Below are 26796 nucleotides of genomic sequence, written 5' to 3'. Positions count from 1 at the left end.
GGCCGATGAGCACTACGACACGATCGTGATCGGAGCCAGCCAGGGCGGTCGGTTCCTTTCGGTTGAGCTGGCGAAGGCGGGCCAGAGGTGGCGCTGGTCGAGCGTGGCCAACTCGGCGGCGTCTGCCTGAACATCGGGTGCACCCCGACCAAGACGATGGTCGCCAGCGCCTGCCTTGCCCACCAGGCACGCCGCGCCGCGGAGTACGTCGTGCGGATCGGTCCGGTATCGGTGGACCTGGCCGCGGTGCGCGAACGCAAACGGGCCGTGGTCGCCGGAGCGCGACAGAACTACGCGAGCCGCCTGGCGCAGGACGGGCTCGACTTGATCGAAGGCGAGGCTCATTTCACCGGGCCGAAGTCGGTCGAGGTCGCCTCGACCGTTCTGCACGGCAATCTCATCCGGCACGAGAAGGCGAGCACGCGGGACCGGATCGTCCCATACACGGTGTTCATCGACCCGCAGCTCGGCCGCGTCGGCACCGCCATGGCCGACGCGATCTTCACCCATCCGCTCCTCGCCCGAAGGCCTCAACACTCTCTTCACGATGTTCGCCTGAGCCGTGTCGGGGGATGCGAGGGTGAACAACCCCCATCCAAAGGGCCTACGGCTCAGGGCAACTCGTGAATATGGGGAGGTAGCGTGAGGATGCCATGACGGGGCCGCTGCGCGTCGGTGTCATCGGCGCCGACCCGAATCGCAGCTGGGCCAAGGATTCCCACATCCCCGGCACTGCGCAGCCTCCATGATGTGCAGCTGGTGGCGGTGGCAGCCACCAGCCGTGCCGGCGCCCATCGCCGAAGCTATCTCGTATGGCCGACCTTCGGTCGCTCCGCGGCGGTCGGTTCATGTTGCGCCTGCTTGGCCCGTACTCCTCGTTCGACTCGGTCACCGAGATCCTTGTCGATGTTGCGCAGGTACGCGAACGCTCGCGTGAGCACGGGTTCACTCACTCCGTCGAACAGGTGCGCGACGATGTTGTCGACCAGTCGTGTCCTGGCGTCGTCGTCGAGGACCGTCCGGACCAGGGTGCGAGCCTGTCCCCAGTCGTCGTCGTCCGCGCGCAGCGTGTAGGCCGTTCTGACCATCTCACCGTCGGCGTACCAACCTGCGGACGGTCCCGCTACAGCGGGATCGGCGTGCGGTCCGCCCTTCGAGTTGGGCACATACACCGGATCGCCGGGGTTGTGGTGGCGCATGGCGCCGTCTTTCGCCCACGATCGGACCTCGGCGCCGTGTGGCGAATTGACCGGTAGCTCTTTGTAATTGATGCCTATCCGGTGCCGGTGCGCATCGGCATAGGAGAACCAGCGCCCGAGCAGCATCTTGTCGGGACTGGGGCCGGTGCCGGGTACTGCGTTGCTGGGCTCGAATGCCGCTTCTTCGATGTCGGTGAAGTAGTTGGCCGGGTTGCGGTTCAAGGTCATCTTGCCGACGTCGATCAACGGATAATCGCCGTGTGGCCATACCTTGGTGAGATCGAAGGGGTTGTAGCGGTAGGTCTTCGCGTCGTCGAACGGCATGATCTGCATCTTCAGGGTCCAGCTCGGATACTCGCCGCCTTCGATCGCTTTCCACAGATCACGCTGGTGGTAGTCCATGTCGATCGAGACCATGTGATCGGCTTCGTGCTGGGTGAGGAACTTGATGCCCTGATCGGTCTTGAAGTGGTACTTCACCCAAAACCGTTCGCCCGCAGCGTTGATCCACATGTAGGTGTGGCTGGAGTACCCGTTCATGTGCCGGAAGGTGGCCGGAATGCCGCGATCGCCCATCAGCCAGGTCACCTGGTGCGCCGATTCCGGTGACAGCGTCCAGAAATCCCACTGCATGTCGTTGTCGCGCAGATTGTTGTCGGCGCGGCGCTTCTGTGACCGGATGAAGTCCTGGAACTTCATCGGATCCCGCACGAAAAAAACGGGTGTGTTGTTGCCGACCAGGTCGAAATTGCCCTGTTCGGAGTAAAACCTCACCGCGAACCCACGCAGATCCCGCACGGTGTCGGGATATCCCTGTTCGCCGGCGACGGCGGAAAACCGTACCAGCACTTCGGTTTGCGTGCCGGGCTGGAACACAGCGGCCTTGGTGTAGGCACTGACATCGTGGGTGACTTCGAACGTGCCGAACGCCCCGCCGCCCTTGGCATGCGGTTGCCGTTCCGCCAGGCGCTCACGATTGAACGACGCCATCTTTTCGATCAGATACGCGTCGTTCAGCAAGATCGGGCCATCCGGGCCGACTGTCAGGGAATGGTCATCACTGGGTGCCGGAATTCCGGCGGCATCGGTTGTGTAGTTCGGCTCAGACATCTCTCTCCTTGTCCACAGACATAGAGCGACGGCCACATAGTCGTGGGTCGGTGTCGAACACGGCACCGCGGACAACCCGGCCGTGTACAGGCGGCGAGCACGAGTCGAGTGCTCGTGTCGAGACCGAAAAGCATATAGACGCGACGGGTGCTTCTAGAGAGTCATGAACACCGTGTACCCCGTGGCAGCCTGCAGATCGACACCGCGAAGCAGTCCAGTATCTGCCACGACCAACCAATCCCGTCGTGCTCCAATTCGATCACGTCCGAGGGACCCTTTCAACCCACCCGGCAACCGTTCGGCACCGACCCACCACTCATGAGTCCGGATACCAGCGGCTCGGAGGGGCTGGATCGCGATGCGTCAGCCGTCGACCGGCTGTATCGCGCCGTACACGTAGCCTGCTCGATCGCCGGCCAGAAAGCAGGTAGTCGCAGGCGCCGGCGGTGTAGGCGTCACCGATGGCATCGGGATCGCCATCGAGAGAGACCGCGATGATCGGAATCGGTGAGCGATTGCGCAGCTGCCGGCACAGGTGCGCGCCCGGCAAGTCCGGCAGGTCCAGCTCGAGCAGCACCAGGTCCGGCTTCCATCGCCGGGCGAGGTGCAAAGCGCGCTGCGCGCTGGGGGCAGAAATCACCTCATGGCCGGCGTTGGCCAGCACGAGTACCTCGATCTCTGCCATCGCCGGGTTGCTCTCGACGACCAGGACCTTGCTGGGCCGAGCCGCAGGGATCGGCGGCTGTGTGAATTCTGTTGCAGAGTACGGGAATTGGCTAATGGTGAATCCTTCGCAGGCGGGTCCCGACAGTCGAATCCGCAGTGCGATGGAGCTGAATGCAGCCGATCCTGCGCTCACGATGTCGGTACCGCGATCGCGGTCTGACGCGCCACGAACTCCGGCCGGCTCTCGGCTGAGCGACGTCCGGTCTGCGGCAGCGGTGCTGTCGCAGACCCTCACGACGTCGGTCATCCCTCGCTAGATCCCGCCGCCGCGAGATAGTCCTTCGTGCCGAAGAATTCGCATTCCTCACCGCTGTCCAGTGCGATGCCCTGGCAATGCTTGAAGATCGTCACCGCGACGGCTTCGACCGCCTCGACCATCGCGTGGTCGAGCAGGCCGGGTAGTGGGCACGATCGGCACCCTCGCCGGCTGGTACCGCGATTCCGATGGCCGCAATAGCGGGTGGCATCACCGCAGCGACGTCGCCCGGCTCAGTCCTGGAAGTAGTGGCGTTCGGCCAGGTCCGCGAGCAGCGTTGGGCCGCTCGGCGCCCAGCCCATCGTGGCTGCGGCGGGTCCGCCGTCGCCGGTCATCGGCATGCTCCACATCATGCCCAGCCAACCGAAGTGGCTGACCGCGTCGGCGGGGTCGATCGAGGTGGTCGGCACCCCGAGCTGGCGACCGACGGACTCGGCGATATCGCGGGTCGCCACGCCCGAATCGGCGACCGCGTGCAACACCGTTCCGGCTTCGGCCTTGTCCACCGCGAGTCGAAACAGCCGCGCGGCGTCGTCCCGGTGCACAGCCGACCAGGCGTGCGCGCCGTCCCCTACATAGCCGGACACGCCCTTCTCCCGGGCGATCTCGACGATTCGGTGGATGAATCCGCGATCGCCCGCGCCGTGCACCGTCGGCGGCAGACCCAGCACCACCGATCGGATGCCGCGTTCGGCGAGCCGGACCGTGGCGGCGGCCGTGGCGCGGCGGATCATCGGGTCATCGGCCACACCGGGCTGACCGGTGTCGAACGGAACGAGTCCGGAGGCGATCACCAGCGGCCGATCGGAACCCGCGAGCACATCGCCGAACAGGTCGACCACCCGGCGATCGGTGCGCTGATTCTCCTCGAACTGGGAGAAGTCGTGGACGAAAGCCAGGTGAACCACCCCATCGGACTCGTCTGCGGCCGCGCGCAAAACATCCGGATCGAGGAGATCGCCGCGGCGCACCTGCGCGCCGGCCGCGGTCAAGGCCGCAGCCGAAGCATCCGACCTGGCCAGGCCGACAACCTCGTGACCTGAGTCGATGAGTTCGGGAACGACGCGAGAACCAATGAAACCGGAACCTCCGGTGACGAAGAGACGCATGAGAAAGCCCTCTCGACTTGTGATGTCAGCATCTGTCATCAGAGTAGCCCTCATGTCAGCATCTGTCATCACTTCGACGTCAGTTGCTGACGTCACTGTCCTACAATCACGGAATGGGTCGTTGGGAACCGAACGCGCCGGGCCGTCTCGGCCGCGCGGCGATGGAGCTGTATCTGGAGCGCGGCTTCGATCAGACCACCGTCGCCGACATCGCCGAGCGAGCCGGGCTCACCGAGCGCACATTCTTCCGGCACTTCGCCGACAAGCGTGAGGTGCTGTTCGGCAACCAGCAGATCCTGCACGACATCATCACGAACGCCATTGCCGAGGTGGATGATTCAGCGTCACCGATCGCGGCGATGGGGGCGGGCCTGGACGCGGTGGCGGAACTGATCGGGCAACGCCGGGACTTCGCCCAACAGCGCCAGTCCGTGATTGCCGCGAACCCCGCACTACAGGAACGGGAACTGGCCAAGCTCGCCGCGCTCGCGGCAAGCAGCGCCGAGGCGCTACGTCTGCGCGGCGTACCCGAGCCCACCGCGGGCCTCACCGCCGAAGTCGGCGTCGCGGTCTTCAAGATCGCCTACACCGCGTGGGCCGATTCCCCGCCGGACCACAGCCTGGCCGAGTTCATTCGCGAAACGCTGGCCGAACTCGAAGCGGTCGCCACCGGGACGGCGGTCCAATAGACAACCTCGCCCCGAAGATCAACAGGCTGAGATCATCTCCGCGCCGCTCAGCCTGAGCGATCACTACCTCGAGCCGCACGGGTCCTCACTCGCGTTCGCGCACAACCTCATCCGATGCGGCAAGGACCTCGGGCGTGAAGACGTAGCGAGTGAACCATCGCGGGATCCGGCGGCGCAGCGCCGGGTCGCCGTGTAAGTCGACGCCGGGTTGCTCCTGCAGGTCCCGCCAGGACAACTCACCGATCCACCAGCGGATGACCTCTGAGCCAGGGCGAGCCCGGCGTCGGTGAGGTTGTAGCCGGCGTCCACGATTCCGGCGGCTCGAAGGCCCCGCAACCGCGCGGACAGCGTGGCTCTGGGAACTCGCGGCAAATGATGCGCAACACTTTCACCCGCGCCGACGGCACCGTCGCCGCAACGGTCACCTCCACCGGCGGCTGGCTCGATCTCACCCAGCGCCTGATCAGCCCGCCCGACGACCTCCTGGCACTGCTGCGCGACCTTTCCCCTGGACCTGCCGGACCTGCCGGGCGCGCACCTGTGCCGGCAGCTGCGCAATCGCTCACCGATTCCGATCATCGCGGTCTCCCTCGATGGCGATCCCGATGCCATCGGTGACGCCTACACCGCCGGCGCCTGCGACTACCTGCCCAAACCGCTCAGAACCCGTGAACTACTAGACCACATCCGTGTCCATCTCACAGCACCGCAGGCGGCCTGAAACATCAGCGAGCCGCGTCGGTCGCCACGTGGAAGACCAAACCCGGTTGGGGTGTCGTTTCCGCCGCTGACTACACCATCGACCCCGAGGCGCCGAATTTTCATTGTTCGATCGCTCGAAATCATCGGGAGATCTGCCGCAGGCCGGGGAATCGCTGGCGGAGGTTACGGATCTGCTGGTTGACCTGCGCGAGTTCGGCCTCGACGGCCTGGTTGGGTTTGTCGTCTTGCCACTGGCTGCGTCGGCGTATGAGGCGTTCGGCGTGGTACTCGAGTTCCGTGAGGAACATGCGCGCCTGGGCGGTTTCGGGATCCTCGCTCACCGGCGGCTCGTATCAGCCGGTTGCCGAAAGCCTCCGTAGTGCGCCGCGTTCGACCAGCAGCGGAATGAAATCGCGGACCGGCCGGCCGTCGAAGCCGCGGTGGATTTCGGCGACGATGCCCTCGACGGTGTCGGTATTGATTGCGGGAAACTGTGCGGCAAGGCGTTGGACGAGCGCCGCGATCTGCTGATCTTCGTCATTTGCTGCCATGGTTCATGGTTGTGCGCGACCCCCTGCGTCGTCAACTACCCATATTTCCGGTTCGGGCAGTATGTCACGTTCGATCGCGACCAGCACGGCAATCACTTTCTGCGCCAAAGCGATTGACGATGCCGCCGGGGAGGGGTTCCGGCGGCAACGACGACTGCTCGCTCGAGATCGTCGTGGCCGAGAGCGGCTGCGGGCGGGTACCCCTGAGCTGCCCCATCGCAATACTGAATCCAGGTCCGATCCACTGCCTTTCGTGCGGCGCCGACCGCCGCTCGAGCGCGGGTCACATAGCCGAAGGCGTCATCGCGGCACGCAAGGCGGGAAAGCGCTTGTGAAGCTGAGCGATCTGGCGGGGCACGCGCGGAAAGCACCGTGCCCCTCCGAGTTTCGAGTTGCCGCGTGGTGACCATCCCTGCCTGCAGGCCAGGAATCCGCCGAATCAGGACACCGCCGACTCCACTTGGTCGGACATGGCCACCGACCCGGAAGACGCCGATCGGCCGGTGTCCCGATTTCAGGGATTCCTGGCCGATGAAGCGGGGCCGGCACCCACCGTCGGCGGGAAGGCTGGACGAGCGCGCGCACCGACGCGTGTGCTCACGACGCGACGCTGGGGAGAACGATTTTGGCAGGCAATCCACACGGCATCTCACTCGAACCCGCCGCCCAGGCCTTCGTGGACGCGACCTCGGAACAGCCGTTCCTGTACCAGCTTTCGCCGGAGGAGGGCCGCAAGACCGTCGACGGGGTGCAGGATTCCCCGATCTTCAAGCCGGACATCGATGAGGAATGGATCACCGTAGAGGGCGGGCCGACCGGATCGATCCGGGTACGCATCGTCAAGCCCAAGGACGCCACCGGGACCCTCCCGGTCATCATCTACACCCATGGCGCGGGCTGGGTCTTCGGCGACGCCCACACCCACGACCGGCTGGTGCGTGACCTGGCGGTCGGGGTGAACGCGGCCGTGGTGTTCCCCGAGTACGACCGCTCCCCCGACGTGCACTACCCGGTCGCCAATGAGCAGTCCTACCGGGTCGCCCAGTGGGTCACCACCGACGGCGCCGCCAAGGGGCTCGACAGCACCCGCATCGCCGTCGCCGGTGACTCCGTGGGCGGAAACATGGCCATTGCCCTGACCCTCATGGCCAAGGACCGCGGGGACGTCTCCTTCCGCCAGCAGGTCCTGTTCTACCCCGTCACCGACGCCAACTTCGACACCGGCTCCTACCGCGAGTTCGCCACCGGCTACTTCCTGACTCTCGAAGGCGTGCAATGGTTCTGGGATCAGTACACGACCAGTGAGTCGGATCGCGCCCAGATCACCGTGTCCCCGCTGCGTGCCGGCCTCGACCAACTGGCCGGCCTCCCACCGGCCCTGGTCATCACCGCGGAGGCCGACGTCCTGCGCGACGAGGGCGAGGCGTACGCCGCCAAACTGCGCGCCGCCGGTGTCCCGGTGACGGCCGTCCGCTATGGCGGCATCGTCCACGACTTCGTCATGCTCAACACACTGCACGACACCCACGCCGCCACAGCCGCGGTGGCGCAGGCGGTCAGCGTTCTGGCCCGGGCCCTGCACGATTGACCCCGGCCCGGCCGCCACGGGCAGAATGCAACTGCCGACCCGAGGGGGATATGAACGCGATGGATCGTGACGCATTGACGGTCGTGCCCGAAGCGGCCACGGCTCACCAGATTCCGCGACGGGAGCGGGCGAATGCCTTTCGCGCACTGCGGTCGCGACCGTTCCGGTGGTACTTCGCAGGGCAGATCGCTTCCGCCAGTGGCACGTTCGTGCAGGCGACGGCGGTCGGATGGCTGGTGTTGCAGCTGACCGGATCACCGGCCTCACTGGGTGTGGTGCTGGCTGCGGGCGGGGTGCCGCCGCTGCTGTTCGGGCCGTGGGGCGGGGTGGTCGCGGATCGAGTCGATCTGCGACGCTTGCTGATCGGTACGCAGGTGGTCTACGGATTGCTGGCGGCGGTTCTGTGGGCGGCGGCGGTGACCGGGCGGGCGGGGATCCCGCTGGTCATCGGCGTGACCGTGGCGGGCGGCGTGGTCCAGATCGTCGACTCGCCGGCGAGGCAGGCCTTTGTGGCACAAGTGGTTCCGCCGACGGATCTGGCCAGTGCGGCCAGCGTCAACGGCGTGGTGATGAACAGCGCCCGTGTGGTGGGGCCGGCGCTGGCGGGGCTGCTGATCGCATTCATCGGCACCACACCGTGTTTCGCGGTGAACGCGATCTCCTACCTGGCGGTGGTCGGGGCGCTGGCGGCGATCCGGCCCACCGCGCCCGCTGCTCTTGCCGTCCGGGCGCGATCGGACGGGGTGCTGTCCGCACTGCGCTATGCCCGCACCCGGCAGCAGCTGTGGCTGCCGCTGACCATGATGGCGCTGGTCGGACTGTTCGCCTTCAACTTCCCGGTGCTGCTCCCGGTGCTGGCGGAGCACACTTTTCACGGCACCGGCGGCACCTACGGCCTGCTGTCGACCATGCTCAGCATCGGTTCGGTGGGCGGCTCGCTCGCAGTCGGACTGGTACGCCATCCCCGCCGCACCTATCTGGTCACGACCGCGGCCGCCTTCGGCATCGGTCTCGCCGCGACGGCAGTCGTACCGAATCTGGTCACCGCCTGCGCAGCCCTGATCGCGACCGGGTTCGCGGGCTTCGGCTTCGTCACCATGGCGTCGACCGCCCTGCAACTGCACGCGGATCCGAGCTATCGCGGGCGAATCATGGCGCTGTGGGTCTTCGTCTTCCTCGGCACCACACCCATCGGCAGCCTGATCACCGGGTGGATCATCGATGCCGCCGGGCCACGGGCGGCGCTGCTGGTGGGCGCGCTCTCGTGCCTGGTGGCCGCGGCCATCGCGGGACGGGTACGCACGCCGCCTCATCCGGACGGACCCGACGGGCCCGAGTGAAGTCAACTGTGCCCGGCGGGATCCAGCTCCGAACGACCGGCTGCCGCGCAGGTCAGCCGCTGCGGATTGCCTGAGCCCCCAGGCCGGCACCGGCCGGGCGGAATCCGCGCCAACGCAGCGATGCCATCGGGTGGAGTTACCAGGGCATCGCGAAAGCGGTTGTCGCTGTTGCTATTTCTTTCAGGGTCCGCCGCTGATCGACGCCGACTGCGGATCCGTGAGCCTGCCGGCACGGGGCAGGCCGTTGTGTAGGATCGGGGAGATTGCGGTTCGGTTGCCAAATGTTTTCCGATTAACGGGCATGTGGGATCCGAGAGGAGCTTTCGCGATGGCAAAGGTGCTCTTTATCGTCAGCGGTGCCAGTTACTGGGTGATGAAGGACGGCTCACGGTATGCGACCGGATACTGGGCCGAGGAGTTCGCCAATCCATATCGGATCCTCACCGACGCCGGGCACCAGGTGGTCGTCGCAACACCGAACGGTGTGATCCCGACAGTCGACATGATGAGTCTGCGCCCCCAGATGGCGGGCGGCAGCGACGGGGCCCTGCGGCTCGAGTCGATCATTCGCGAAGCGGAGGCATTGCGGCGGCCGTTGCGGTTGTCCGATGTTCGTCTCGAGGATTTCGATGCGGTGTACCTCCCCGGCGGGCACGGTCCGATGGCAGACCTGGCGTTCGACGCTGACTGCGGGCGGTTGCTGACGCAGCAGCTGGCCTCGGGCAACCCGCTTTTCATCGTCTGTCACGCTCCGGCCTCGATCCTGTCCACCAGAATCCGAGGCGAATCGCCGTTCGAGGGTTATCGCCTCACCTGCTTCACCGACGAAGAAGAGGAAGCCGTGGGCGTCGCCGCACTCGCACCATGGCTCCTCGAGACCGACCTCAGGCAGAAGATCGCCGTCGATTTCAGTCGCGGGCCGATATGGGAGCCGTACATGGTCGAGGATCGCAACCTGACCACCGGCCAGAACCCGGCCTCGGCCGCCGTCCTCGGCAACCGGATGGTCGAGATTCTGAAAGGCGCCTGACCGATTCGGCCAGGTTCGGGACGATGATTTCATCGTGACCCGACGATTCGGAGGAGCACGTGATGCCCATGCGCGAAACCCGACGAATGACGATCGGTGACTTTCTCCTTCGCCGTTTGACGGAGGCCGGGATCAGCCACCTCTTCGGCGTCCCCGGCGACTACAACCTCGAGTTTCTCCAGCAACTCCGAGAGCGCAGCGCCCTCGAATGGGTCGGCAATTGCGGCGAGCTGAATGCGTCCTATGCGGCGGACGGCTACGCACGGCTGAAAGGCATCGGCGCACTCCTCGTGACGAACGCTGTAGGCGCGATGAGTGCGATCAACGGGATCGCCGGCTGCTATGCCGAGCATGTTCCCGTGGTCTGTATCTGCGGGTCGATTCCACTCAGGTCCATCGATCGGGGCCTGGGGATGCACCACACGATGGCCGACGGAACCTGGGACCGCTTCCTCGGCGCGTTCGCGCAGGTGACCGCCGCACAGGCCAGACTGACCCCGTGCAACGCCACCATCGAGATCGACAGGCTGATCCTTACCGCTTGGCGGGAGAAACTGCCGGTGTACCTGGAGCTGCCGTCCGACATCGCCTACCTCGATATCGAGGTTCCGGTCGAGCCACTGGTCCTCGAACAACCGTCCAGCGACCCCGAACGGCTGGGGTCGTGCATCGCCGCGGTCGCCGCCCACCTGTCCGGTGCCACGGCACCGGCGATTCTGGTGGATCTGGACGCGGACCGGTTCGGCGTCGCCGCGGAGGTCACGGAACTCGCCGAGAAGATGCAACTTCCGGTCGCGGTGAGCAACACCGCCAAGGCGGTAATCGACGAAACGTTCCCTTATTACGTCGGCGTCTACAGCGGCGAAGCGAGTGCGCAGCACACACTCGACGCGATGGAGGCCGCCGATTGCCTGCTCTGCATCGGATACCGACCCATAGACGCGACCACGGGCGACTTCACGGTCTCGCTGCCCGCCGACACGATCCACCTGCGCGCGCACTCGGCCGACGTCGGAAAGGACAACTACCAGGCGGTATCGCTCCAGGAAACGCTCCGCGGCGTCATCGACGCGGTGCCGCGCGTTACCGATCGCGTCACACCCCGGCCCGTGGCAGCGGCGCCGCGCGCTCACACCGACCGGTCTGCCAAGCTGACGCAGGCGGCGTACTGGCAAGCCATTCAGGACTACATCCGGCCCGGGGATGTGCTGCTCGTCGATAACGGCACGTCATACGCCCTCTTCGGCCTGAAACTCCCGCAGGGCTGCACCTTTGTCGGATCGGTCAACTGGGGGTCGATCGGCTACTCGGTCGCGGCCCTGCTGGGCACGCTGACCGCGGCACCGGACCGGCGCCACCTACTGTTCGTGGGCGACGGCTCGTTCCAGCTGACCGCGCAGGAGTTGTCGACCATCCTGCGGCACGACCACAAGCCGGTGATCTTCCTGATCAACAACGGGGGGTACACCATCGAGCGCGGCTACCTCGGAAAGACCGAGTCCTACAACGACATCGCCCCGTGGGCATACGCGGATCTGCCGAAGGTGCTTCGCCCCGACACCACGGCGCGATCATTCGTCGCAAAGACTCCAGCGGACCTGCACAGCGCCCTCTCCGCACCCAACGACAGCTTGATCTTCATCGAATCGATCATGGATCCCTTCGATTCTCCCGCCCCGGTCACCGAAAGCAGCAACAGGGGAGCCGAACTCGACTACGGGCCCCGTGGCCCGCAACACCACGAAGGCACCCAACTTCGGCCGGTGTGACCCGCAACGTAGATCGGTGGATGCCAACGGGTTCCGCGCAGGTGAATCCTTGCGCTCAGCGGAATCGGAATCGCGTCGTCCCCTGCCGCGCGGTTGAGCAGTGTGCCACCGTCATGTCAGGACCGCGGAGGTCCCCGCCGGACGCCGCGCTCGCCATCGAGAAACCCGCGCCGGCGAGCATGCGGCACTTCCAGCACTCCACTAAGGCAATCGAAAACCGTTGGGGCATCCTCGATATGACTACCGCATGACTACATCCATGAGCAATTACCGTGGGCTGCAGCACTTCAGGTCAGTACACGGCCGCGCCCCCGAACCGAGCCCGGAGGCTCGTCCCAGTCGATCCGGATGACGAGCAGGTCGGCGCCCAGCGCGCGGACCATGATCGCGTTGAGAATCCGCAGTGGTCGCCAACGAGCCAGTCGCCGTTGCCTTTCCAGCGGATCTTCGTCGGGAAGGACCGTCGCGTGACCGGTACGCCAGACGAAGTGCCAGCCCTGCCGGAGTTTTACCCGGACGGTGGGTTCGGCCATGAGATTTCGGACGTATCCGGCCCGGTACCCGTGTTCGGCGATGATCCAGAAGACGTCGCCGGCCGATCCGTTGCCCACCGGTGTTCGGTATCGCCGTCCGGTTCGCCGCCCCACCGTCTCCACGAGCGCATAACCGAAGGGCACGAAGCCGATCCGGAATAGCAGGCGCACAACGGGATTGAGCAGATAGCGCTGGAAGGCGGCCACCACGGCGCGCTTCCGGCCCGGCCACGCGATGGTGAGCGGAATGTTTGCGAGCACAAGCGCCGACTCCACGGAGGGAACCAGCGGTGACGAGGACGCCATGGGGTCGACCTTCCACGTGATCCATACCAGGGCGGCCAGGGCCGCGGAACCCGTGAGCACGGTGCGCGAGCGGGCTTTTCGTACTTCCATACACTCGTATTGTTCCATACGAGTGTATGGTTGTCGATGTGCGCAAATACGGATCGACCAGCTCGGAGCAGCTCGCCGACGCGGTGTTCGCCATCGCGGGATCGAAGGGGCTGGACGCCGCGAGCATCCGTGAAGTCGCCTCCGCGGCCAAGGTTTCCATCGGCGCCGTTCAGCACCACTTCACCACCAAGGACGAGCTCTATGCCTTCGCCTTCGAACAACTCACCGCCCGGGTGCGCGCCCGCATGAGCGCCATCGACCCGCAGGCCCCCCTCACCGACCGATTGATCACCGCACTGTCCCAACTGCTTCCACTCGACGACGAGCGCGAGCACGAGGCCCGGGTGATGGTCTCCTTCGCAGCGCGCGCGGCCACCAACCAAACCCTCGCCGGCATCCAACACCGCACACTGGCCGAGATTCGCCGGAAACTCGAGACCCAGCTGGCCGCCGCGAACATCCCCGACCCCTCGACGCGATCCGCGATACTGCTCGCCGCGGTCGACGGCCTCGCACTCGATGCGGTCAGCAGCCGCAGGCTCTACCCGCGCGGCGAATTAGCCGCCGCGCTGTCGCTGCAAGTGCGGTCCCTCATCTCATAGATGGACGCCCAGATCGAATGTCACTCGGAGTGACATTGCGCAAGCTGGGGGCACTGGACGATTCGGTGTGCTGATTGAACCGCCGACATGAGGGTATGCCCGTCATGACGGCCGACGCATCCCATCGGGTTGAACATCGTGGCTTTGTTCTTCCCGTGGCAGTGGCTGGGTGCGCGCAGTGATGCGTGCCTGCATTGCGTGCATGACCGATATCAGCAGCACCGGAGGGCTTCTCGGGCCCTTCGACCACAGCAGCGAAACCAGGTAGTGGCCATGATCATCCTCGGAATCATCCTTCTCATCGTCGGATTCATCTTCGGCATCCCGATCCTCTGGACCATCGGGATCGTGGTGCTCGTCATCGGGCTTGCGTTACTGCTGTTGGGGTCGACGGGCCGCGCTGTCGGCGGCCGTCGCCATTACTATTGACCCCTGAATCGCGTGCCTCCAACCGACTGACCACCGCACCGCGGTCACAATCCTGCGGTCGAGCCGCGGCCTTTGCGCGCCGGGTCGAGCGGAGAATCCGAATCGATTGATTCCCGTTCAAGAAATAGCGGTTTGACGTAAATCCGTCGAAACCTGCGATATCTTCCGGTTCGCGCGGGCCGTGCCGCGGCCGGTTGGCCGCTCACGCATCGGCAGATGCTCCGGCCGCGAACGTCACCTGCGACGTTGCGCGCCGGGACATCGCATTGCGGAATGCTCGATCCAGGCCGGAGAAACCTCAGGATCAATGTCAGGAGCTGTGCGACGGCTGTTCTGGATCAGCCTTCTGCCTCTCACCCGGCTTCGAGTCCGGATCGACCTTATCCGCGCGCTCCCATTCCTTCTCCAGTTCGGTTCGCGAATCCGCTGCCTCGCTGCGATGCACGCCGGCCTGCTGGGCAAGCTGCTCAGCCTGTGCCGCCTTGGCCTCACCTTCGGCCTGTGCCGCACGGCTGCGGGCAGCGATCTCCTCCGCCCGCGCCTCCCGCTGACCGACCTCGAGTTCCTGTTTCGCCGCGCGGTCTCGGATGCCCTTGGCTTCGACCCGCTGGTGTTCGCGCCGTCGGCGCATCAACGCCCAGGCCACAAGCACAATGACCACAACCGCGACGACGATGATCACGATCACAATGGTGGTGCTCATCTTTTGACTCCTCGCACTTTCCCCCGGTAATCCTTATGCCACCCGACTACCCCCGAACTGCGAAAATAAGCGACCAGAGCTTGCATCGCCTGACACTGTCCCCCGGACCTGCATCTATTCGCCCGCGGCAACTGCGGCGACACTCTGGCGCGCACCCTCAGCGGCTTGCATCTCGTTCGCGTAGAGCAGGCCGTATGTGAAGCCGTTCTCGTCGGCTGCCGTGCCCGCTGCTGTAGCGGTTCGCCACAGGAATTCGCTCGAGACGACGCTGTCGTGGTAGTCGCCGAGTAGGCGCTGAATCTTCTTGTAGTGCTTGATATTCGACTTTGCGAGCGCCGGCTTTCGAACGGGCTTGTGCAATTCGGCGGCATAGCGTGCGCGTTTGGCGGCTTTCCGCGCGCGGTGCAGCGATTCGTTTCGGTGGTTGCGCAATGCTGTCACTAACCGGCGGTCGGCTTTATCCGCGGCCCGGCCGGCCCGCTTCACGAGTTGGCGACGCCGGATCCGTCGCTCGAACGGCGGCTGTGATTTCCATGTCTGCAGGGTCGCGAGGAGTCGCAGGTAGCGGGGCGAGTTCATTGCCTCAGCGAGAACATTGCGGCTCGGCAACTGCCGAGCCAGCAGCGTCGCGTCGATCCGCGCAGCGACAGGACCCAAGACGAGTTCCGGCGGCAGGGCCTTGAGTCCATCGGCGAGGCGTCGGCGTTGGACGTGGCAATCGCGTATGTCGCCGAGCAGCGCTGCATACCATTTCAGCTCGTTGTCGATCTCGCCGATGGCGCTGCGGTCCAGCAGCTTGCCGAACACGCGTAGCGTGCTGCGCAGTCGTCGCGTCGCGACACGAGTGTCGTGGATTGGTTCCTCGCCGCGACGTAGCCCGACGTCACCGGCGAAGATCAGGTCGATCTGTGTGGTCATGTATTCGTACATGGCATGTTCCGCCCGCGAACTGACCGCGGCCGGTCCAAATCGCTCCGGCAATACATGAGACAGCTTGGAGCGGTAGCTCGACTCACGGGCGCCTGCTTCGGCGAGCCGGTCCAGCAGTATCGCCGGGACTTCGTTGGTGTGAGGGCCGAGTTCGACCTCGATCTCACGCCAGGCGACCAGTTCAGCAGGCCGGTCAGCCGCGGTCGAGTCCACCATGTCGTCATCGATCTCGACGATCAGTTCGCCATCCGAACCTAGGACGCGGTGACGGCGGCGCAATGTATGAACCCTGGCGACCTCGTTCAAAGGCCTACCCAGCGCTGCGCCGTTGACGACCTCCGCGAGTTCGTGCGGCAGCTCGTCCGACAGTTGAGCGGTTACTTCGACGCGACCAGAAGATTGGGGGATCTTCAGCTGCCAGCCGGACTCGTCGTCTCCCTCACGGCGACGCAACGTCAGGTCGTGGGCGAGCAGGTCACGCTCGGCGGTGTCGAAATAGATACTGGTCAGCTCGACCGGTATCTCCTGATGCGGCTATTCGCGACAAGGTCGTCGAGCCTGGGAAGAGTGAAGTCCCCGTCGACCGCCCATTTGCTCTCACGTTCGAGTACGTCCTTCATGCGTTAGCGTATTCCCTGCAAACCACACGTCAAACAGAGAAAAGCGATATTCGGACGGGGCGTCCAAGTCCTCACGGATGGCCCCTCCTACCGGCCCCGCAAACGCCCCGGCCGACCCACCAACTGACCACCACACAGCGACTCGCTACGCTCGCACCGAGGCACGCCCACCGGAGGAATTCCGTGACGGCAGCCCGGGGGAATTACCTGACGGTCGACAGACGGCGTGATCGACCGTACTTGGGACGCCGGACTCGTCTTCACCTCCGGCGCAGGGCGATTGGATGCTGTGAGGTGCGAAATACGCGATGGTCCGTGGCCGTTGGTCGAGGCCGCAGTGGTCCGGGTAGGACGATGCTCAATCGGCCAGTTTCGGTGTGATGCGCTTCAGGTCTTCGACGAACTCCGCGTACGCGTGCTCCCGATCCGGGCTGCGCAGGACCGACGCCGGGTGCACCGTGGTGAGCACCAGATAGCCGGCGTGTGGGATGAATCGTCCCCGTTCGGCCGTGACCCGGAAGTCGGGCCCGAGGATCGACTGGGCCGCGACCCGACCCAGGCACACCACCAGGCGTGGCCGGATGGCCTCCACTTCGGCCTCGAACCAGGGCGCGCATGCGACCACCTCGGTTCGATTGGGCTGCTCATGTATTCGACGTTTACCGCGCCGGGTGAACTTGAAATGCTTGACCGCGTTGGTCAGGTACACCTGATCACGGCCGATTCCAGCCTCGGCCAGTGCGCGATCCAGCAAGCGGCCGGCCGGTCCGACGAAAGGATGCCCTTGGCGGTCTTCTCGATCCCCGGGCTGCTCACCGACCATAACGATGTCGGAATCCGCGCGTCCTTCGCCGAAAACGGTCTGTTCGGCGAACCGGTACAGAGCGCAGCCATGGCAGTCGCGCGCGGCTCTGCGCAATCCGGAGAGCCCAGCGTGAGGGGGAACAAAGTCCGCTGCACTCGTCATTCCGCTCCCCCTTGTGGTCCGGGATAGCTCTGTTCGGCGAGCAGCCAAGCCAGGTGGGCGGTGTTCCTGGCCAGGATCGCAGAAGTTCTCACCGCGCATACCAGCGCGATGCCGTTCAGTTCGGTTCGCGTCTTTTCGGCAGTTGTCGATTCGACCATGGCGACTCTGATCTCCCGAAGGCAGTGCGGTCCAGCAATCACCTGCCCGGTCCCGGGCTACTAGCGCTACCTCGGCTGTGCGGTTCGCCGCTGAGCAACTTCGCCGGAACCGGGCTCGACTCCGGATGCGTGCGGGATTTCGCGAGGGCGTGGACGATTGCCGCCGCGATCAGAAGAATCGCACCCACGATGAGCGCGGCCACCCAGGCGGGCGCCGCCAGCGTGATCAGCAGCAGCACCGCTGCGACCAACCCGCCCCCGCCGTATAGGGCCAGCATGACAGTCGTCGCATACAACCTGGTTCGCGCACGCAGCTGCGGCATCATTCCATTGACGGTGTCGCGCATCGCGAGCTCGATCTGCTCGCGCAGCATCCGATTCACGTCCGAGCCCGTCACGCCCGTGGCTTCGAATAGCGGGGACAGGTTCGGTCCTTCACTTCGAGGTACCTCGACCATATCCACACCTCCTCGCTGATAGCTGATGCCATCGGCGTACCCGCTGAGCGAACCGGGACACAGGATTCGAGAAAGGAAAGCTCATGCGTCGGACGACTTCGTTCACGGCGACCCGGCGCGTCCGTCACCTCACGAACATTCCGTCCGGTGCGCCGAAAGCCGGTACACGGCAAAGCGCGGCAGGTTGGAGTGCCGCGCGGCGTTCTACACGGTGGGAATACCGCGCGGCCCCCTAACTACGGCCCGGGTGGGGAAATCGCTATGAATCGGGCCGTAGCGTCCAGGGTTTCAGGCTGGCACAGCGGCAGTGGACCTCCACCATATTCGATGTCTGGCCAGGGCTTCCGCGAAGGTGGTGACAAAGTCCTCGCCGATATCACCGCCCGTGGACGCGGTCACAATCACCCCGTTTGCCCGATCGAGGTCGGTATCGGCGGGGTCGTCCCGTGTGACGCCCGCTGTGCGGAGCAATGTGGCACCGGCACCGAACCCGCCGATCGGTTTGGCATGTTTGAAGGCTTCCAAGACGAAGTGCAGGGCTTGGCCACTGCTCGCCAATATGTCGACAGCGTCGGGTCCGCCAGCGACGAGAACGCCGTCATAGAGCACCGACGACACCGTCGCCAGGGCACGATCCACACGCAGGTTCGCATTGATACCCGCGGCCTTCACCCGACCTCCGCGCGGCGCAATGACTTCGGAGGTCGCGCCGCGATCCGAGAGCCAGGCACGAACTCGGCGGATGCCCTCGATATCCGCGCCTTCGGCGGCCAGTATCGCGATCTTGCGGGTGGCGATGGTGTCGGTCATTGCATTCAGCTGCGACAACGACGGCGACACGATTCCGTCCAAGGAACCGGTGGGTTCGGCCGGCAGGCTCGAATCTCCGAGTTCGTCCGCTACGCGGATCGCGAGTTCGGGGTCGACGTGTAGCAGCTGCTCGAGAACGGTGGTGCGGATCGCAGGTCGCGTCACCTTCCCCAGTTCGAAGGCGAACGCCGCGACAATGTGGTCAGCCTCCGGCTCGGACATGCTGCGCCAGAACATGCGAGGCTGCTGATAGTGCTCGCGGAAACTATCGGCGCGCCGCCGAATCGCCGCGCCGTACAGCGCTTCCGGCGAGTGCACGAAGGCGCCGCCGCCTCCCACGGCCGGACACCCGCCACCGATCGTGTTGACCGTGTACGCGGCTTCGCCGCGCGGTATGGCCTGCTGCCCATACCCGTCCTGCTGATGATTACGCACCTCCGCGACCGGCCGATTGATCGGCAGCTGTGCGAAATTCGGCCCACCGAGCCGGATCAACTGCGTGTCCAGATAGGAGAAGTTTCGCATCTGCAGCAGCGGATCGTCGGTGAAATCGATGCCCGGCACCAGGTTCGCCGTATGGAAGGCCACCTGCTCGGTTTCAGCGAAGAAGTTGTCGGGATTGCGGTTCAAGACCATGGCACCGACCGGACGTACCGGAACCTGTTCCTCTGGAACGAGTTTCGTCGCATCGAGCAGATCGAAGTCGAAGTCGAGCTCCCGATCGTCCGGAATCAACTGCACGCCCAGCTCCCACTCCGGAAACTGCTCGACGGCGATGCAGTCCCACAGGTCGCGCCGGTTGAAATCCGGATCGTGGCCGGCAATCTGCTGGGATTCCTCCCAGAGCAGCGAGTGCACACCGAGCGCGGGCTTCCAATGGAACTTCACGAACGTACCCCGGCCATCGGCATCGACGAGCCGGAAGGTGTGCACACCGAACCCCTGCATCATCCGATAGCTGCGCGGCAGCGCGCGGTCCGACATCAACCAGAGGATCGCGTGCAGTGTTTCCGGCTGCTGCCCGACGAAATCCCAGAGCGTGTCGTGCGCGGACGCGGCCTGCGGAATCTCATTGTGCGGCTCCGGTTTTACCGCGTGCACGAAGTCGGGGAACTTGACCCCATCCTGGATGAAGAAGACCGGAAAATTATTGCCGACCAGATCGTAGTTGCCCTCGGCGGTGTAGAACTTGGTCGCGAAGCCGCGTACGTCACGCACAGTATCCGCTGAACCCCGTGAGCCCGCGACCGTCGAAAACCGGACGAAAACCGGAGTTTCCACGGAGGGATCGGTGAGAAAACGCGCGGTGGTGTAGTCGGAGAGCCAACTCTGGTAAGACCGGAAGAAGCCATACGCACCAGCTCCACGCGCGTGCACGACCCGCTCGGGTATGCGTTCGTGATCGAAGTGAGTGATCTTCTCCCTGGCATGAAAATCCGCCAAGAGTGCAGGACCGCGCTCACCAACCGAGAGCGAATCATCGGTGCTCTCCACACGGACGCCCTGTTGCGTAGTCAGACGCCCCTCTTCACGGTCGACCCGATATGAATCCAATTGGCGCTGTTTGCTGTCGAACTCTCTACCCATTCGATTCTCCTCTGTTCGACGGCCTGCCACGGGTGTCGCCAACACGCCCCGCATGCCCTTGAACCGGGCGCTCACGCCGCGCATCATGTTCTCCCACTGTCCAATCGACACGCACGGACCAACTCGGCGCCGTCGCCCGACGAGATGGGCCCGCCATGCTCGGATCTCCGGACCCCATCGTCGCGGTTGACGCCACAACCCAGCGTGGCGAGATCCCGCCCCAGTCCAAATGGCGTCGCCACGAACTGCTACGGGCAGTTCGTGGCGCTGGGGTGGCTGTCGATGGCCGACACCACGGGCGCCGATGCCGATCGGGTTACCGTTTGAAGGCGTCCTTGACCTTTTCTCCTGCGGACTTCAGGTCGGACCGCACCTGCTTCGTCTTGCCTTCCTGCTCACGCTGCGGGTTATTTGTCGCTTGGCCGGCCTTCTCCTTGACCTTGCCACCGAGCTGCTGGGCCTTGTTCTTGGCCTTGTCCGTAGTGCTCATGACTGTCTCCTTTCCACTGCCGCCGTGTCCGCCGCGGCTGACATCGCCTGCGACACGCTGGTCGGCCACACATGACCGCACTACCCGGGACGAGGGAGAGGAAACCTCGACACCGTTTTCGCTCGCGATATCCCTGGATCCCAGTCGATGCGGGTGAGCTCAGTGGCCGCAGTAGAGGTTGGAATGGGATGTACCGCACGGCGGCGGCCGGCGACGGGATCGCGGGTCGCCCTGGACCACGACCGGACTGCACAGCGATCTGGGGCGGCGGCGTGCGACCTGACAGCGGGTAGGAGTGGTGGCACTGACACTGCCCGAGTCGGTGTGTGCCGGCTCGCCGGCGACGAGTTCTGCTTCGCTCAGCCTGCACAGAGCGGTGGACGACACCGCGTGATTGTCCGAGATGCCGCGCCCGACAACGCGATTCGAGCGAGTCGGCGCAGTGATATTGGATCGGATCGGCTGCCGAAGGACCATGCTCGGGCCGACCTCGCCTCCGGCCGCCGAGATACGGTGGACCGGGCGGTGATTCGGCTCTTGCGCGCTGCCCGGGAATGACGGTATGCCGCTTCAGGTCAGCTTGTGCGCCCGCTAATTCTGTGATCGCCAGTCTCGCACCGCGTCTCGCATCCGGTCGAACACCGCCAGCGGCGGTCCGGCGATCAAGTTGGCCGCTGCGGAGGATCCGGCGTGTGGATGCGGCCGGGTGGGGGCCAACGCCTCAGCGGCACGAACTGAACCCGCCATATGTTCGAGCTGGCTCACCGAGTACTGGCGACGCAGCAGCACGAACTCCTCCGCCTCCTCGTGCGCCGCGTGCTTCGCCACCGCGTCTGCGAAATCGGCGAGTTTGGATGAGAAGTCCGGGTGATCGACTCCCAGGTCATAGAGCTCCGCGAGCGCCTTCTTGGCGTGATCCTCCTCCTCTATCCGCGCCTCGACCATCTCCTCGGCGCCGAACCGGGCCCGCTTGGCCACGGGATGCACCACTTCTTCCTCGGCGCTCTCGTGTACCGCGAGCAACCGGACCAGCTCGGTGAACAGTTCCTGCCGGTCCTCCCGTCCCGAACGCAGATGTTCGAGCAGGGTGGAGATCTGTTCGTGTTGTGCGGTCAGCAGGTCGACCACATCTTGCTCCGCCATGGCTATTCCTTCCCTCTTGCCTGCAACGTGATTCGAGCCGATATTGCGTAGAAGCCTGACACCCGAGGGGCGTCACAGCTGCGCGATACCCCGTCGGCCGCGAGCTATTCCCGCACGTGCATTCCGCTGCGGTCCTGCAGCCGGGATCGGTTCCCCGCTCAGGCCGAGTTCACCGAAGACACCACGAGCATCGCAACCAGACTGCCCGGCCGATCAGCTACCAGCGCCCGCGCAGGCGATCATCCACGTGTTCGAACGCGGGCTGCGGGGATGAATGAGCAATCTGGCGAAAAGGTCGTCGGCAGATGGGAATTCAGCGAACCGGCTGCAGAATGGCCCGACCCGAGTCCGCCCGACGACTGGTGGAAGACCGTGATGTTGGGCTGGGAGAACGCGGGGCCTGCGGTGCCACAATCTGCCACCAGAACAAGCGCGGCGGAAGCACCGGATCGAGGAGGCCGTGGCCGGTGATCTTGCGCATTGGCGTAGCCCTGCGCGTGGCGGTGCCGCAGCCCAGAGCGGGGCGGGGCACCGCCACTTACCGGCGTGGTGATCCGATCAGGGCAGCGTGGGCGCAGGTGTCAGGGCTCGGGGCCCCGGCGTGCATGCGGCGGCGATCGTGTGGGTGATCGCCAGGTCGGTGGCCTGGCCGCAGACCTCGAACAGTCGGTCCACGCACCGCGGTCCGGTGACCACCCGCAGGCGTATGTGGTGGCGGTGAGCAGCGTCGCTGGCATCGAGGACGGCCAGCAGCCCTGAGATGCTGAGGAAGGTGATCCGTGACAGGTCCACCACGACGAGGCGACCGCTGGTATCGATCGCCTCGGTGAGGTGTTCGCGGAATATATCGACGGTGCAGTAGTCGATCTCGCCGGTGGCGGTCAGGACCGTCGTCGACGCCGACGGCCTGCTGTGGGTGATGCCCAGCTGGGTGGGCGGGCCGCAACGCTGGGCTGGTGCAGATCCGGTTGCGACCATGAACGAACTCGACATCAGGATCAGATCCCTTGTCCAGGTGTGTGACGACCCGAGAAAATGATGGTTCTGCCACACTGTTTGTCGCCTACACCGCGACTGTGGCACAGACTGGGCTGGTAGTTCTCAACCGTGTACGCGGAATACCCGCTACGCCAGCGAGACAAACCCGTGACCTCAGCCCGCACCGAATCGGACCCGCTGTTCTTGACCAGCATCCGGTCGCGTAGCCGCCGTCGTCGGCGCCCGACCGGCTGCGATTGGACCATGCTCACCCGGCCGGATGGAATCGGGCCACCTGGGCTGGCGCTCTCGACTACTCGTCGATGTGGATGCGAGCGGTCAGCGCCGGCCGTGGCTGTGCTGCCCGCCCTTCGCTTTCGCTTCGGGCGGCTGAGCCTGGGCGCCCTTGCGGCCGGCTGCGTGCGGGTCGGCCGCGTTGGGCCCACCGAAGCTGCCGCTGCTGGCCTTGCCGCCCTTGCGCGCCTGCTCCCGGGTGTCGGGCCGGTTGCCGAATTGACCCGAATTGTTCGGATCGGGCATGAGGGAACTCCCCACTCCCCTTCGGGGTCTGGGTACGGGATGCAGGCGATCCTGCGCCGCCCACAAGCTCGACGTACCCCCACCGTCGGACGATAATCACCGGCACGTTGCCACATCGGATCGATATCCCGTGCCGTGCTGACGGTTTCGCGGGTACGGCGGTGTCGTCGGAGACAGCACACAGAGTTCACGAAGAAAACAGGCACGAGGGCACTGCGGATCCGATCCATCGGCGGGCGAGCGACCGCCGCCGCTCGAACCGCATGCCGACCGCGTTTGCTCGCCCGCGCGCCGGGTATCGCGCCCGTGTCCAACCGGTAGCCGAGACCACCGCGACCCTCGCCCGCAATTCCGCACACTTGGCCCGGCTGCTGGGCGAGCACAACTACCCAGGTCGGTAATCGGCACAGCGCCGATGGCTGCCCGCACTCGGGAGGCGTGATGGATCACTCGACTGCTCCGGTACTCGACGCGCTCGCCGAACACCGGCGGCTCGGCCGCTATGGCTTCACCCCGCCCGGACATCGGCAGGGTCGCGGCGCGGACCCGCGGGTGCGCGCAGTGCTCGGCGACGCGCTGCGCGCAGACGTGCTGGCATCGCCAGGCATGGATGACCGCCTCGCCCGCGGCCATCGGCTGACCCGGGCGGAGGAACTGATGGCCGACGCGGTCGGCGCGGATTACACGTTCTTCTCCACCTGCGGCAGCTCGCTGTCGGTCAAGGCCGCCATGCTGGCGGTGGCCGGCGGCGACGGCGGGCTCATCCTCGGTCGCGACAGCCACAAATCCATCGTGGCCGGACTCGTGTTCTCCGGGGTCCGGCCGTATTGGATCGCACCCAGATGGGATGCGGCACGGCACTTTTCGCATCCGCCCTCACCAGACCAGGTGCGGCAGGCCTGGCAGCGCCACCCGCAGGCCGCCGGCGCGCTCATCGTCAGCCCCAGTCCGTACGGCACGTGTGCCGACATCGCCGCCATCGCCGAGATATGCCATGCGCACGGCAAACCGCTCATCGTGGACGAGGCCTGGGGCGCACATCTGCCGTTCCACCCCGACCTGCCCACCTGGGCCATGGACGCCGGGGCCGACATCTGTGTGGTGAGCGTGCACAAGATGGGCGCCGGATTCGAACAAGGGTCGATCTTCCACGTTCAGGGCGATCTGATCGACCATGATCACCTGCGCCAGTGTGCTGACCTGCTCATGACCACCAGCCCCAACGTGCTGCTCTACGCCGCGATGGACGGCTGGCGACGGCAGATGGTCGAACATGGCCACGAATTACTCAGCGCCGCATTGGAAACCGCTGATCGGGCACGCGAGGCCCTGGCCAGGATTCCCGGAATCACCGTCATGCACGACGAACTGCTCGGCGCGGAAGCCTCCCACGATCTGGACCGCCTCCAGGTGCTGATGGACATCTCCGACACTGGCGCCACCGGCTACCAGATCGCGGACTGGTTGCGCGAGAACCGGCGCCTGGACCTGGGCCACATCGACCACCGCCGCATCATGGCCACCCTGTCCATCGCCGACGACCAGGCCACCGTCGATGCCCTGGTGGACGCGCTCACAGCCTGGCGGATACAGGTGAACAACCCTGCCCCCCACCAAATTCGGCTGCCCTCGCCACGCGACCTGCAACTCGAGTCGGTGCTGCTGCCGCGTGACGCCTTCTTCGGCCCCTACGACACCGTGCCCATCGAACACGCACCGGGCCGTATCGCCGCCGAACAGGTCACCCCCTACCCACCCGGCATCCCCGTGATCGTGCCCGGGGAACTCATCGACGTCGCGGTCATCGACTATTTGCGCTCCGGACTCGCCGCCGGCATGAACCTGCCCGACCCCGCCGACGCCGAGCTGCGAACGCTGCGGGTGGTTGCCCGCTGAAGGCCCCGCGGCGCCGCGTGCGAATCCGCGCCCTCACCGGTCGCCAAGGCGATCGGGGACGTGTGGCGGTGCCGATTTCTCCATGACGCAGGACTATTTCGCCGCCGGTGCCTGCTGGGCCTGCCACATCCAGTGGAGCTGCTCGAGGCGAGCGGCGATATCGATCAGCAGGTCCTGGGTCACCGGGTCTGCGGTTGCGGTGCTCTCGATGCGTTGGCGTAGCCGGGTGATGATCGTCCGCAGATTGCTGACCATGGCATCGACGACGGCCGTATCGCTCTGCCAGCAATCGGCGATCCCGGCAGCCGCCGATTCCTGTGCGACGGTGGCAGCGCGACCATCTGGACTGACCCCGATCGCGGTCGCCCGCTCGGCAGCGGCGTCGGTGAATTGCCTTGCGGCGGTGACTACTTCGTCGAGGGCCAGATGCAGCGACCGGAAATGCGGGCCGATGACGTTCCAATGCGCCTGTTTGGCGATCAACGACAAATCGATCAGGTCGACGACCGTTTCGCGCAGCGCGGTTCCGGCCGCGCGCTGCCGATCGATGTCGAGCGGGCTGGTGATGGGCTGATCGGGCATGCTGTCTGACCTCCTCCGGGAGCACGACGATTCCCTCATGCCCTACCCGCCCTGTCCGGTTTCAACCAGACCGCCTGGTACTCGGAGATTGAATGGAGACCCCATGCCGCGCACACCCGCGCGGTTGCGGGCCGATCAGGATGGCAACGCGGCCTTGTCCACCGCGTCGAGCAGCATGGCGAGCGCGACCTCGATGGTCGCCTCCAGCACCTCGGCGGGCTCGCCGTCGAACTGCTCATGGCGGGCCCACTGCCCCGCTGCGGTATCGATCGCCAGCCACACCGACCCTGCCGGTTCGCCGTCCTGAGCACCGGGACCGCCGACACCGGTCACCGCCACCGCGACGTCGGCTGCGAGCAGTGACCGCACACCCGCGGCCATGGCGCGTGCGGCGGTCTCCGAGACCACGGGCACCTCGGGAACTCCGAGCACCTGATGCTTGACCTGTGCGCTATAGGCGACGACCGCGCCGCGTAACCAGCGCGCGGACTCCGGTGCGGCGCCCAGCGCCGACGACAACTTCCCACAGGTCAATGACTCCGCGACCGCCACCGTCCGCTGCGACCGCACCGCATCGGCGGACAATCGCCGCACAGTGGCACCGATCTCGCTCATCTCCTCACGGTACCCAGGGCGCACCTTCGCCAGGGGCTGCCGGGACCTGAGGCAATTCCCACCTCCGCAGACCCCAGGAGACGCCGTACCGATGACCACTCGTCGACGGTGACGCGGTCAGCGGCGGCGTTTGCGATGGCTGGTGTCGCACAGCGGATAGATCGCCGAGCGATGGCACAGGCACAGCGCCACCACGCACCGGTCGCAGACAATCGTGCGGCCATCAGTGGTCACCAGCCGCACCGGCCCCTCGACCAGCATGGGCCCGTCGACGGTGTAAGTGATTGTCC

Annotated in this window: 31 protein-coding genes; 10 read left to right on the top strand and 21 right to left on the bottom strand. The window is 65.6% G+C overall.

All coding sequences use genetic code 11. From position 1 onward, the window contains the following. Positions 1-87 precede the first annotated feature (87 nt). Positions 88-627, top strand: coding sequence for a hypothetical protein (locus tag AB0L60_RS25705; protein WP_364618332.1), 540 nt, complete (start codon positions 88-90; stop codon positions 625-627). Between the two features lie 176 nt (positions 628-803). Here the strand turns inward: AB0L60_RS25705 and AB0L60_RS25700 are convergent, their stop codons facing one another. The 4 genes from AB0L60_RS25700 to AB0L60_RS25685 all read right to left on the bottom strand — a co-directional run bounded on the left by AB0L60_RS25700 (position 804) and on the right by AB0L60_RS25685 (position 4400). Then, the gene (locus AB0L60_RS25700) at positions 804-2309 is read right to left on the bottom strand and encodes a catalase (RefSeq protein ID WP_364618330.1); all 1506 of its coding nucleotides are present in this window, start codon (positions 2307-2309) and stop codon (positions 804-806) included. Between the two features lie 316 nt (positions 2310-2625). Continuing rightward, positions 2626-3282 (bottom strand): response regulator, encoded by a 657-nt coding sequence (locus tag AB0L60_RS25695; protein ID WP_364618327.1) that lies wholly within the window; start codon positions 3280-3282, stop codon positions 2626-2628. Next, positions 3279-3413 (bottom strand): hypothetical protein, encoded by a 135-nt coding sequence (locus AB0L60_RS25690; protein WP_364618324.1) that lies wholly within the window; start codon positions 3411-3413, stop codon positions 3279-3281. Before AB0L60_RS25690 ends, AB0L60_RS25695 begins: the two co-directional genes overlap by 4 nt. A 111-nt stretch (positions 3414-3524) precedes the next feature. Beyond that, positions 3525-4400, bottom strand: a complete 876-nt coding sequence (locus AB0L60_RS25685) for an SDR family oxidoreductase (protein ID WP_364618321.1) — start codon at positions 4398-4400, stop codon at positions 3525-3527. A gap of 113 nt (positions 4401-4513) precedes the next feature. Here AB0L60_RS25685 and AB0L60_RS25680 point away from each other — a divergent pair, with 113 nt between their 5' ends. Further along, positions 4514-5089 (top strand): TetR family transcriptional regulator, encoded by a 576-nt coding sequence (locus AB0L60_RS25680; RefSeq protein WP_364618318.1) that lies wholly within the window; start codon positions 4514-4516, stop codon positions 5087-5089. A gap of 85 nt (positions 5090-5174) precedes the next feature. On the opposite strand, the gene AB0L60_RS25675 is transcribed toward AB0L60_RS25680, so the two are convergent. Continuing rightward, complete coding sequence (locus tag AB0L60_RS25675) at positions 5175-5324, bottom strand: hypothetical protein (protein WP_364618316.1); 150 nt, start codon at positions 5322-5324, stop codon at positions 5175-5177. 273 nt (positions 5325-5597) lie between these two features. Here AB0L60_RS25675 and AB0L60_RS25670 point away from each other — a divergent pair, with 273 nt between their 5' ends. Then, positions 5598-5810: a response regulator gene (locus AB0L60_RS25670; RefSeq protein ID WP_364618647.1), complete on the top strand. Its 213-nt coding sequence runs from the start codon at positions 5598-5600 to the stop codon at positions 5808-5810. Positions 5811-5931: 121 nt separating this feature from the next. On the opposite strand, the gene AB0L60_RS25665 is transcribed toward AB0L60_RS25670, so the two are convergent. Beyond that, on the bottom strand, positions 5932-6132 hold the full coding sequence (locus AB0L60_RS25665; protein ID WP_364618313.1) for a hypothetical protein: 201 nt from the start codon (positions 6130-6132) through the stop codon (positions 5932-5934). A 12-nt stretch (positions 6133-6144) separates the two neighbouring features. Further along, complete coding sequence (locus AB0L60_RS25660; RefSeq protein WP_364618310.1) at positions 6145-6342, bottom strand: three-helix bundle dimerization domain-containing protein; 198 nt, start codon at positions 6340-6342, stop codon at positions 6145-6147. Between the two features lie 625 nt (positions 6343-6967). On the opposite strand from AB0L60_RS25660, the gene AB0L60_RS25655 reads away from it, so the two are divergent. The 4 genes from AB0L60_RS25655 to AB0L60_RS25640 all read left to right on the top strand — a co-directional run bounded on the left by AB0L60_RS25655 (position 6968) and on the right by AB0L60_RS25640 (position 12069). Beyond that, a complete protein-coding gene (locus AB0L60_RS25655) occupies positions 6968-7930 on the top strand; it encodes an alpha/beta hydrolase (RefSeq protein WP_364618307.1) in 963 nt (320 codons plus the stop codon). A gap of 59 nt (positions 7931-7989) precedes the next feature. Continuing rightward, entirely contained in the window at positions 7990-9270 is a 1281-nt protein-coding gene (locus AB0L60_RS25650; protein ID WP_364618303.1) for an MFS transporter, read from the top strand. A 217-nt stretch (positions 9271-9487) separates the two neighbouring features. Further along, positions 9488-10300 (top strand): type 1 glutamine amidotransferase domain-containing protein, encoded by an 813-nt coding sequence (locus AB0L60_RS25645; RefSeq protein ID WP_364618300.1) that lies wholly within the window; start codon positions 9488-9490, stop codon positions 10298-10300. A gap of 62 nt (positions 10301-10362) precedes the next feature. Next, a complete protein-coding gene (locus AB0L60_RS25640) occupies positions 10363-12069 on the top strand; it encodes a thiamine pyrophosphate-binding protein (RefSeq protein ID WP_364618297.1) in 1707 nt (568 codons plus the stop codon). A 287-nt stretch (positions 12070-12356) separates the two neighbouring features. Here AB0L60_RS25640 and AB0L60_RS25635 read toward each other — a convergent pair whose 3' ends face one another. Next, entirely contained in the window at positions 12357-12998 is a 642-nt protein-coding gene (locus tag AB0L60_RS25635; protein WP_364618295.1) for a nitroreductase/quinone reductase family protein, read from the bottom strand. Positions 12999-13024: 26 nt separating this feature from the next. On the opposite strand from AB0L60_RS25635, the gene AB0L60_RS25630 reads away from it, so the two are divergent. Both AB0L60_RS25630 and AB0L60_RS25625 read left to right on the top strand, forming a co-directional pair. After that, complete coding sequence (locus tag AB0L60_RS25630; RefSeq protein ID WP_364618292.1) at positions 13025-13600, top strand: TetR/AcrR family transcriptional regulator; 576 nt, start codon at positions 13025-13027, stop codon at positions 13598-13600. A 273-nt stretch (positions 13601-13873) separates the two neighbouring features. Further along, positions 13874-14029: a DUF6131 family protein gene (locus AB0L60_RS25625; RefSeq protein WP_364618288.1), complete on the top strand. Its 156-nt coding sequence runs from the start codon at positions 13874-13876 to the stop codon at positions 14027-14029. Positions 14030-14339: 310 nt separating this feature from the next. Here AB0L60_RS25625 and AB0L60_RS25620 read toward each other — a convergent pair whose 3' ends face one another. The 10 genes from AB0L60_RS25620 to AB0L60_RS25575 all read right to left on the bottom strand — a co-directional run bounded on the left by AB0L60_RS25620 (position 14340) and on the right by AB0L60_RS25575 (position 23413). After that, positions 14340-14732: a hypothetical protein gene (locus tag AB0L60_RS25620; protein ID WP_364618285.1), complete on the bottom strand. Its 393-nt coding sequence runs from the start codon at positions 14730-14732 to the stop codon at positions 14340-14342. Positions 14733-14846: 114 nt separating this feature from the next. Further along, positions 14847-16136 (bottom strand): CYTH and CHAD domain-containing protein, encoded by a 1290-nt coding sequence (locus AB0L60_RS25615; protein ID WP_364618645.1) that lies wholly within the window; start codon positions 16134-16136, stop codon positions 14847-14849. 504 nt (positions 16137-16640) lie between these two features. Further along, positions 16641-17249, bottom strand: a complete 609-nt coding sequence (locus AB0L60_RS25610) for a UdgX family uracil-DNA binding protein (RefSeq protein WP_364618282.1) — start codon at positions 17247-17249, stop codon at positions 16641-16643. Continuing rightward, positions 17246-17407 carry a hypothetical protein gene (locus AB0L60_RS25605; protein ID WP_364618279.1) on the bottom strand — a complete coding sequence of 54 codons (162 nt, stop codon included), beginning with the start codon at positions 17405-17407 and terminating at the stop codon, positions 17246-17248. Before AB0L60_RS25605 ends, AB0L60_RS25610 begins: the two co-directional genes overlap by 4 nt. A gap of 38 nt (positions 17408-17445) precedes the next feature. Further along, entirely contained in the window at positions 17446-17805 is a 360-nt protein-coding gene (locus AB0L60_RS25600) for a phage holin family protein (RefSeq protein WP_364618276.1), read from the bottom strand. Between the two features lie 348 nt (positions 17806-18153). Continuing rightward, entirely contained in the window at positions 18154-20262 is a 2109-nt protein-coding gene (locus AB0L60_RS25595) for a catalase (RefSeq protein ID WP_364618273.1), read from the bottom strand. Positions 20263-20578: 316 nt separating this feature from the next. After that, positions 20579-20752 (bottom strand): CsbD family protein, encoded by a 174-nt coding sequence (locus tag AB0L60_RS25590; RefSeq protein ID WP_364618271.1) that lies wholly within the window; start codon positions 20750-20752, stop codon positions 20579-20581. Between the two features lie 591 nt (positions 20753-21343). After that, entirely contained in the window at positions 21344-21895 is a 552-nt protein-coding gene (locus tag AB0L60_RS25585; RefSeq protein ID WP_364618268.1) for a hemerythrin domain-containing protein, read from the bottom strand. A 558-nt stretch (positions 21896-22453) separates the two neighbouring features. After that, on the bottom strand, positions 22454-22873 hold the full coding sequence (locus AB0L60_RS25580) for an STAS domain-containing protein (RefSeq protein WP_364618265.1): 420 nt from the start codon (positions 22871-22873) through the stop codon (positions 22454-22456). Positions 22874-23212: 339 nt separating this feature from the next. Continuing rightward, positions 23213-23413, bottom strand: coding sequence for a hypothetical protein (locus tag AB0L60_RS25575; protein ID WP_364618262.1), 201 nt, complete (start codon positions 23411-23413; stop codon positions 23213-23215). A 441-nt stretch (positions 23414-23854) separates the two neighbouring features. Between AB0L60_RS25575 and AB0L60_RS25570 the strand changes: the two genes are divergently transcribed. Further along, positions 23855-25309: an ornithine decarboxylase gene (locus AB0L60_RS25570; RefSeq protein ID WP_364618260.1), complete on the top strand. Its 1455-nt coding sequence runs from the start codon at positions 23855-23857 to the stop codon at positions 25307-25309. Between the two features lie 93 nt (positions 25310-25402). Here the strand turns inward: AB0L60_RS25570 and AB0L60_RS25565 are convergent, their stop codons facing one another. The 3 genes from AB0L60_RS25565 to AB0L60_RS25555 all read right to left on the bottom strand — a co-directional run bounded on the left by AB0L60_RS25565 (position 25403) and on the right by AB0L60_RS25555 (position 26767). Next, positions 25403-25891: a DNA starvation/stationary phase protection protein gene (locus tag AB0L60_RS25565; protein ID WP_364618258.1), complete on the bottom strand. Its 489-nt coding sequence runs from the start codon at positions 25889-25891 to the stop codon at positions 25403-25405. 135 nt (positions 25892-26026) lie between these two features. Beyond that, positions 26027-26506 (bottom strand): CinA family protein, encoded by a 480-nt coding sequence (locus tag AB0L60_RS25560; RefSeq protein ID WP_364618255.1) that lies wholly within the window; start codon positions 26504-26506, stop codon positions 26027-26029. A 117-nt stretch (positions 26507-26623) separates the two neighbouring features. Continuing rightward, positions 26624-26767, bottom strand: coding sequence for a CDGSH iron-sulfur domain-containing protein (locus AB0L60_RS25555; protein WP_364618642.1), 144 nt, complete (start codon positions 26765-26767; stop codon positions 26624-26626). Positions 26768-26796: the final 29 nt, after the last annotated feature.

Source organism: Nocardia sp. NPDC051981 (assembly GCF_040680715.1).
In the GTDB taxonomy this organism is placed as follows: Bacteria; Actinomycetota; Actinomycetes; order Mycobacteriales; family Mycobacteriaceae; genus Nocardia.
This window is presented reverse-complemented; position numbering and strand designations above follow the sequence as displayed.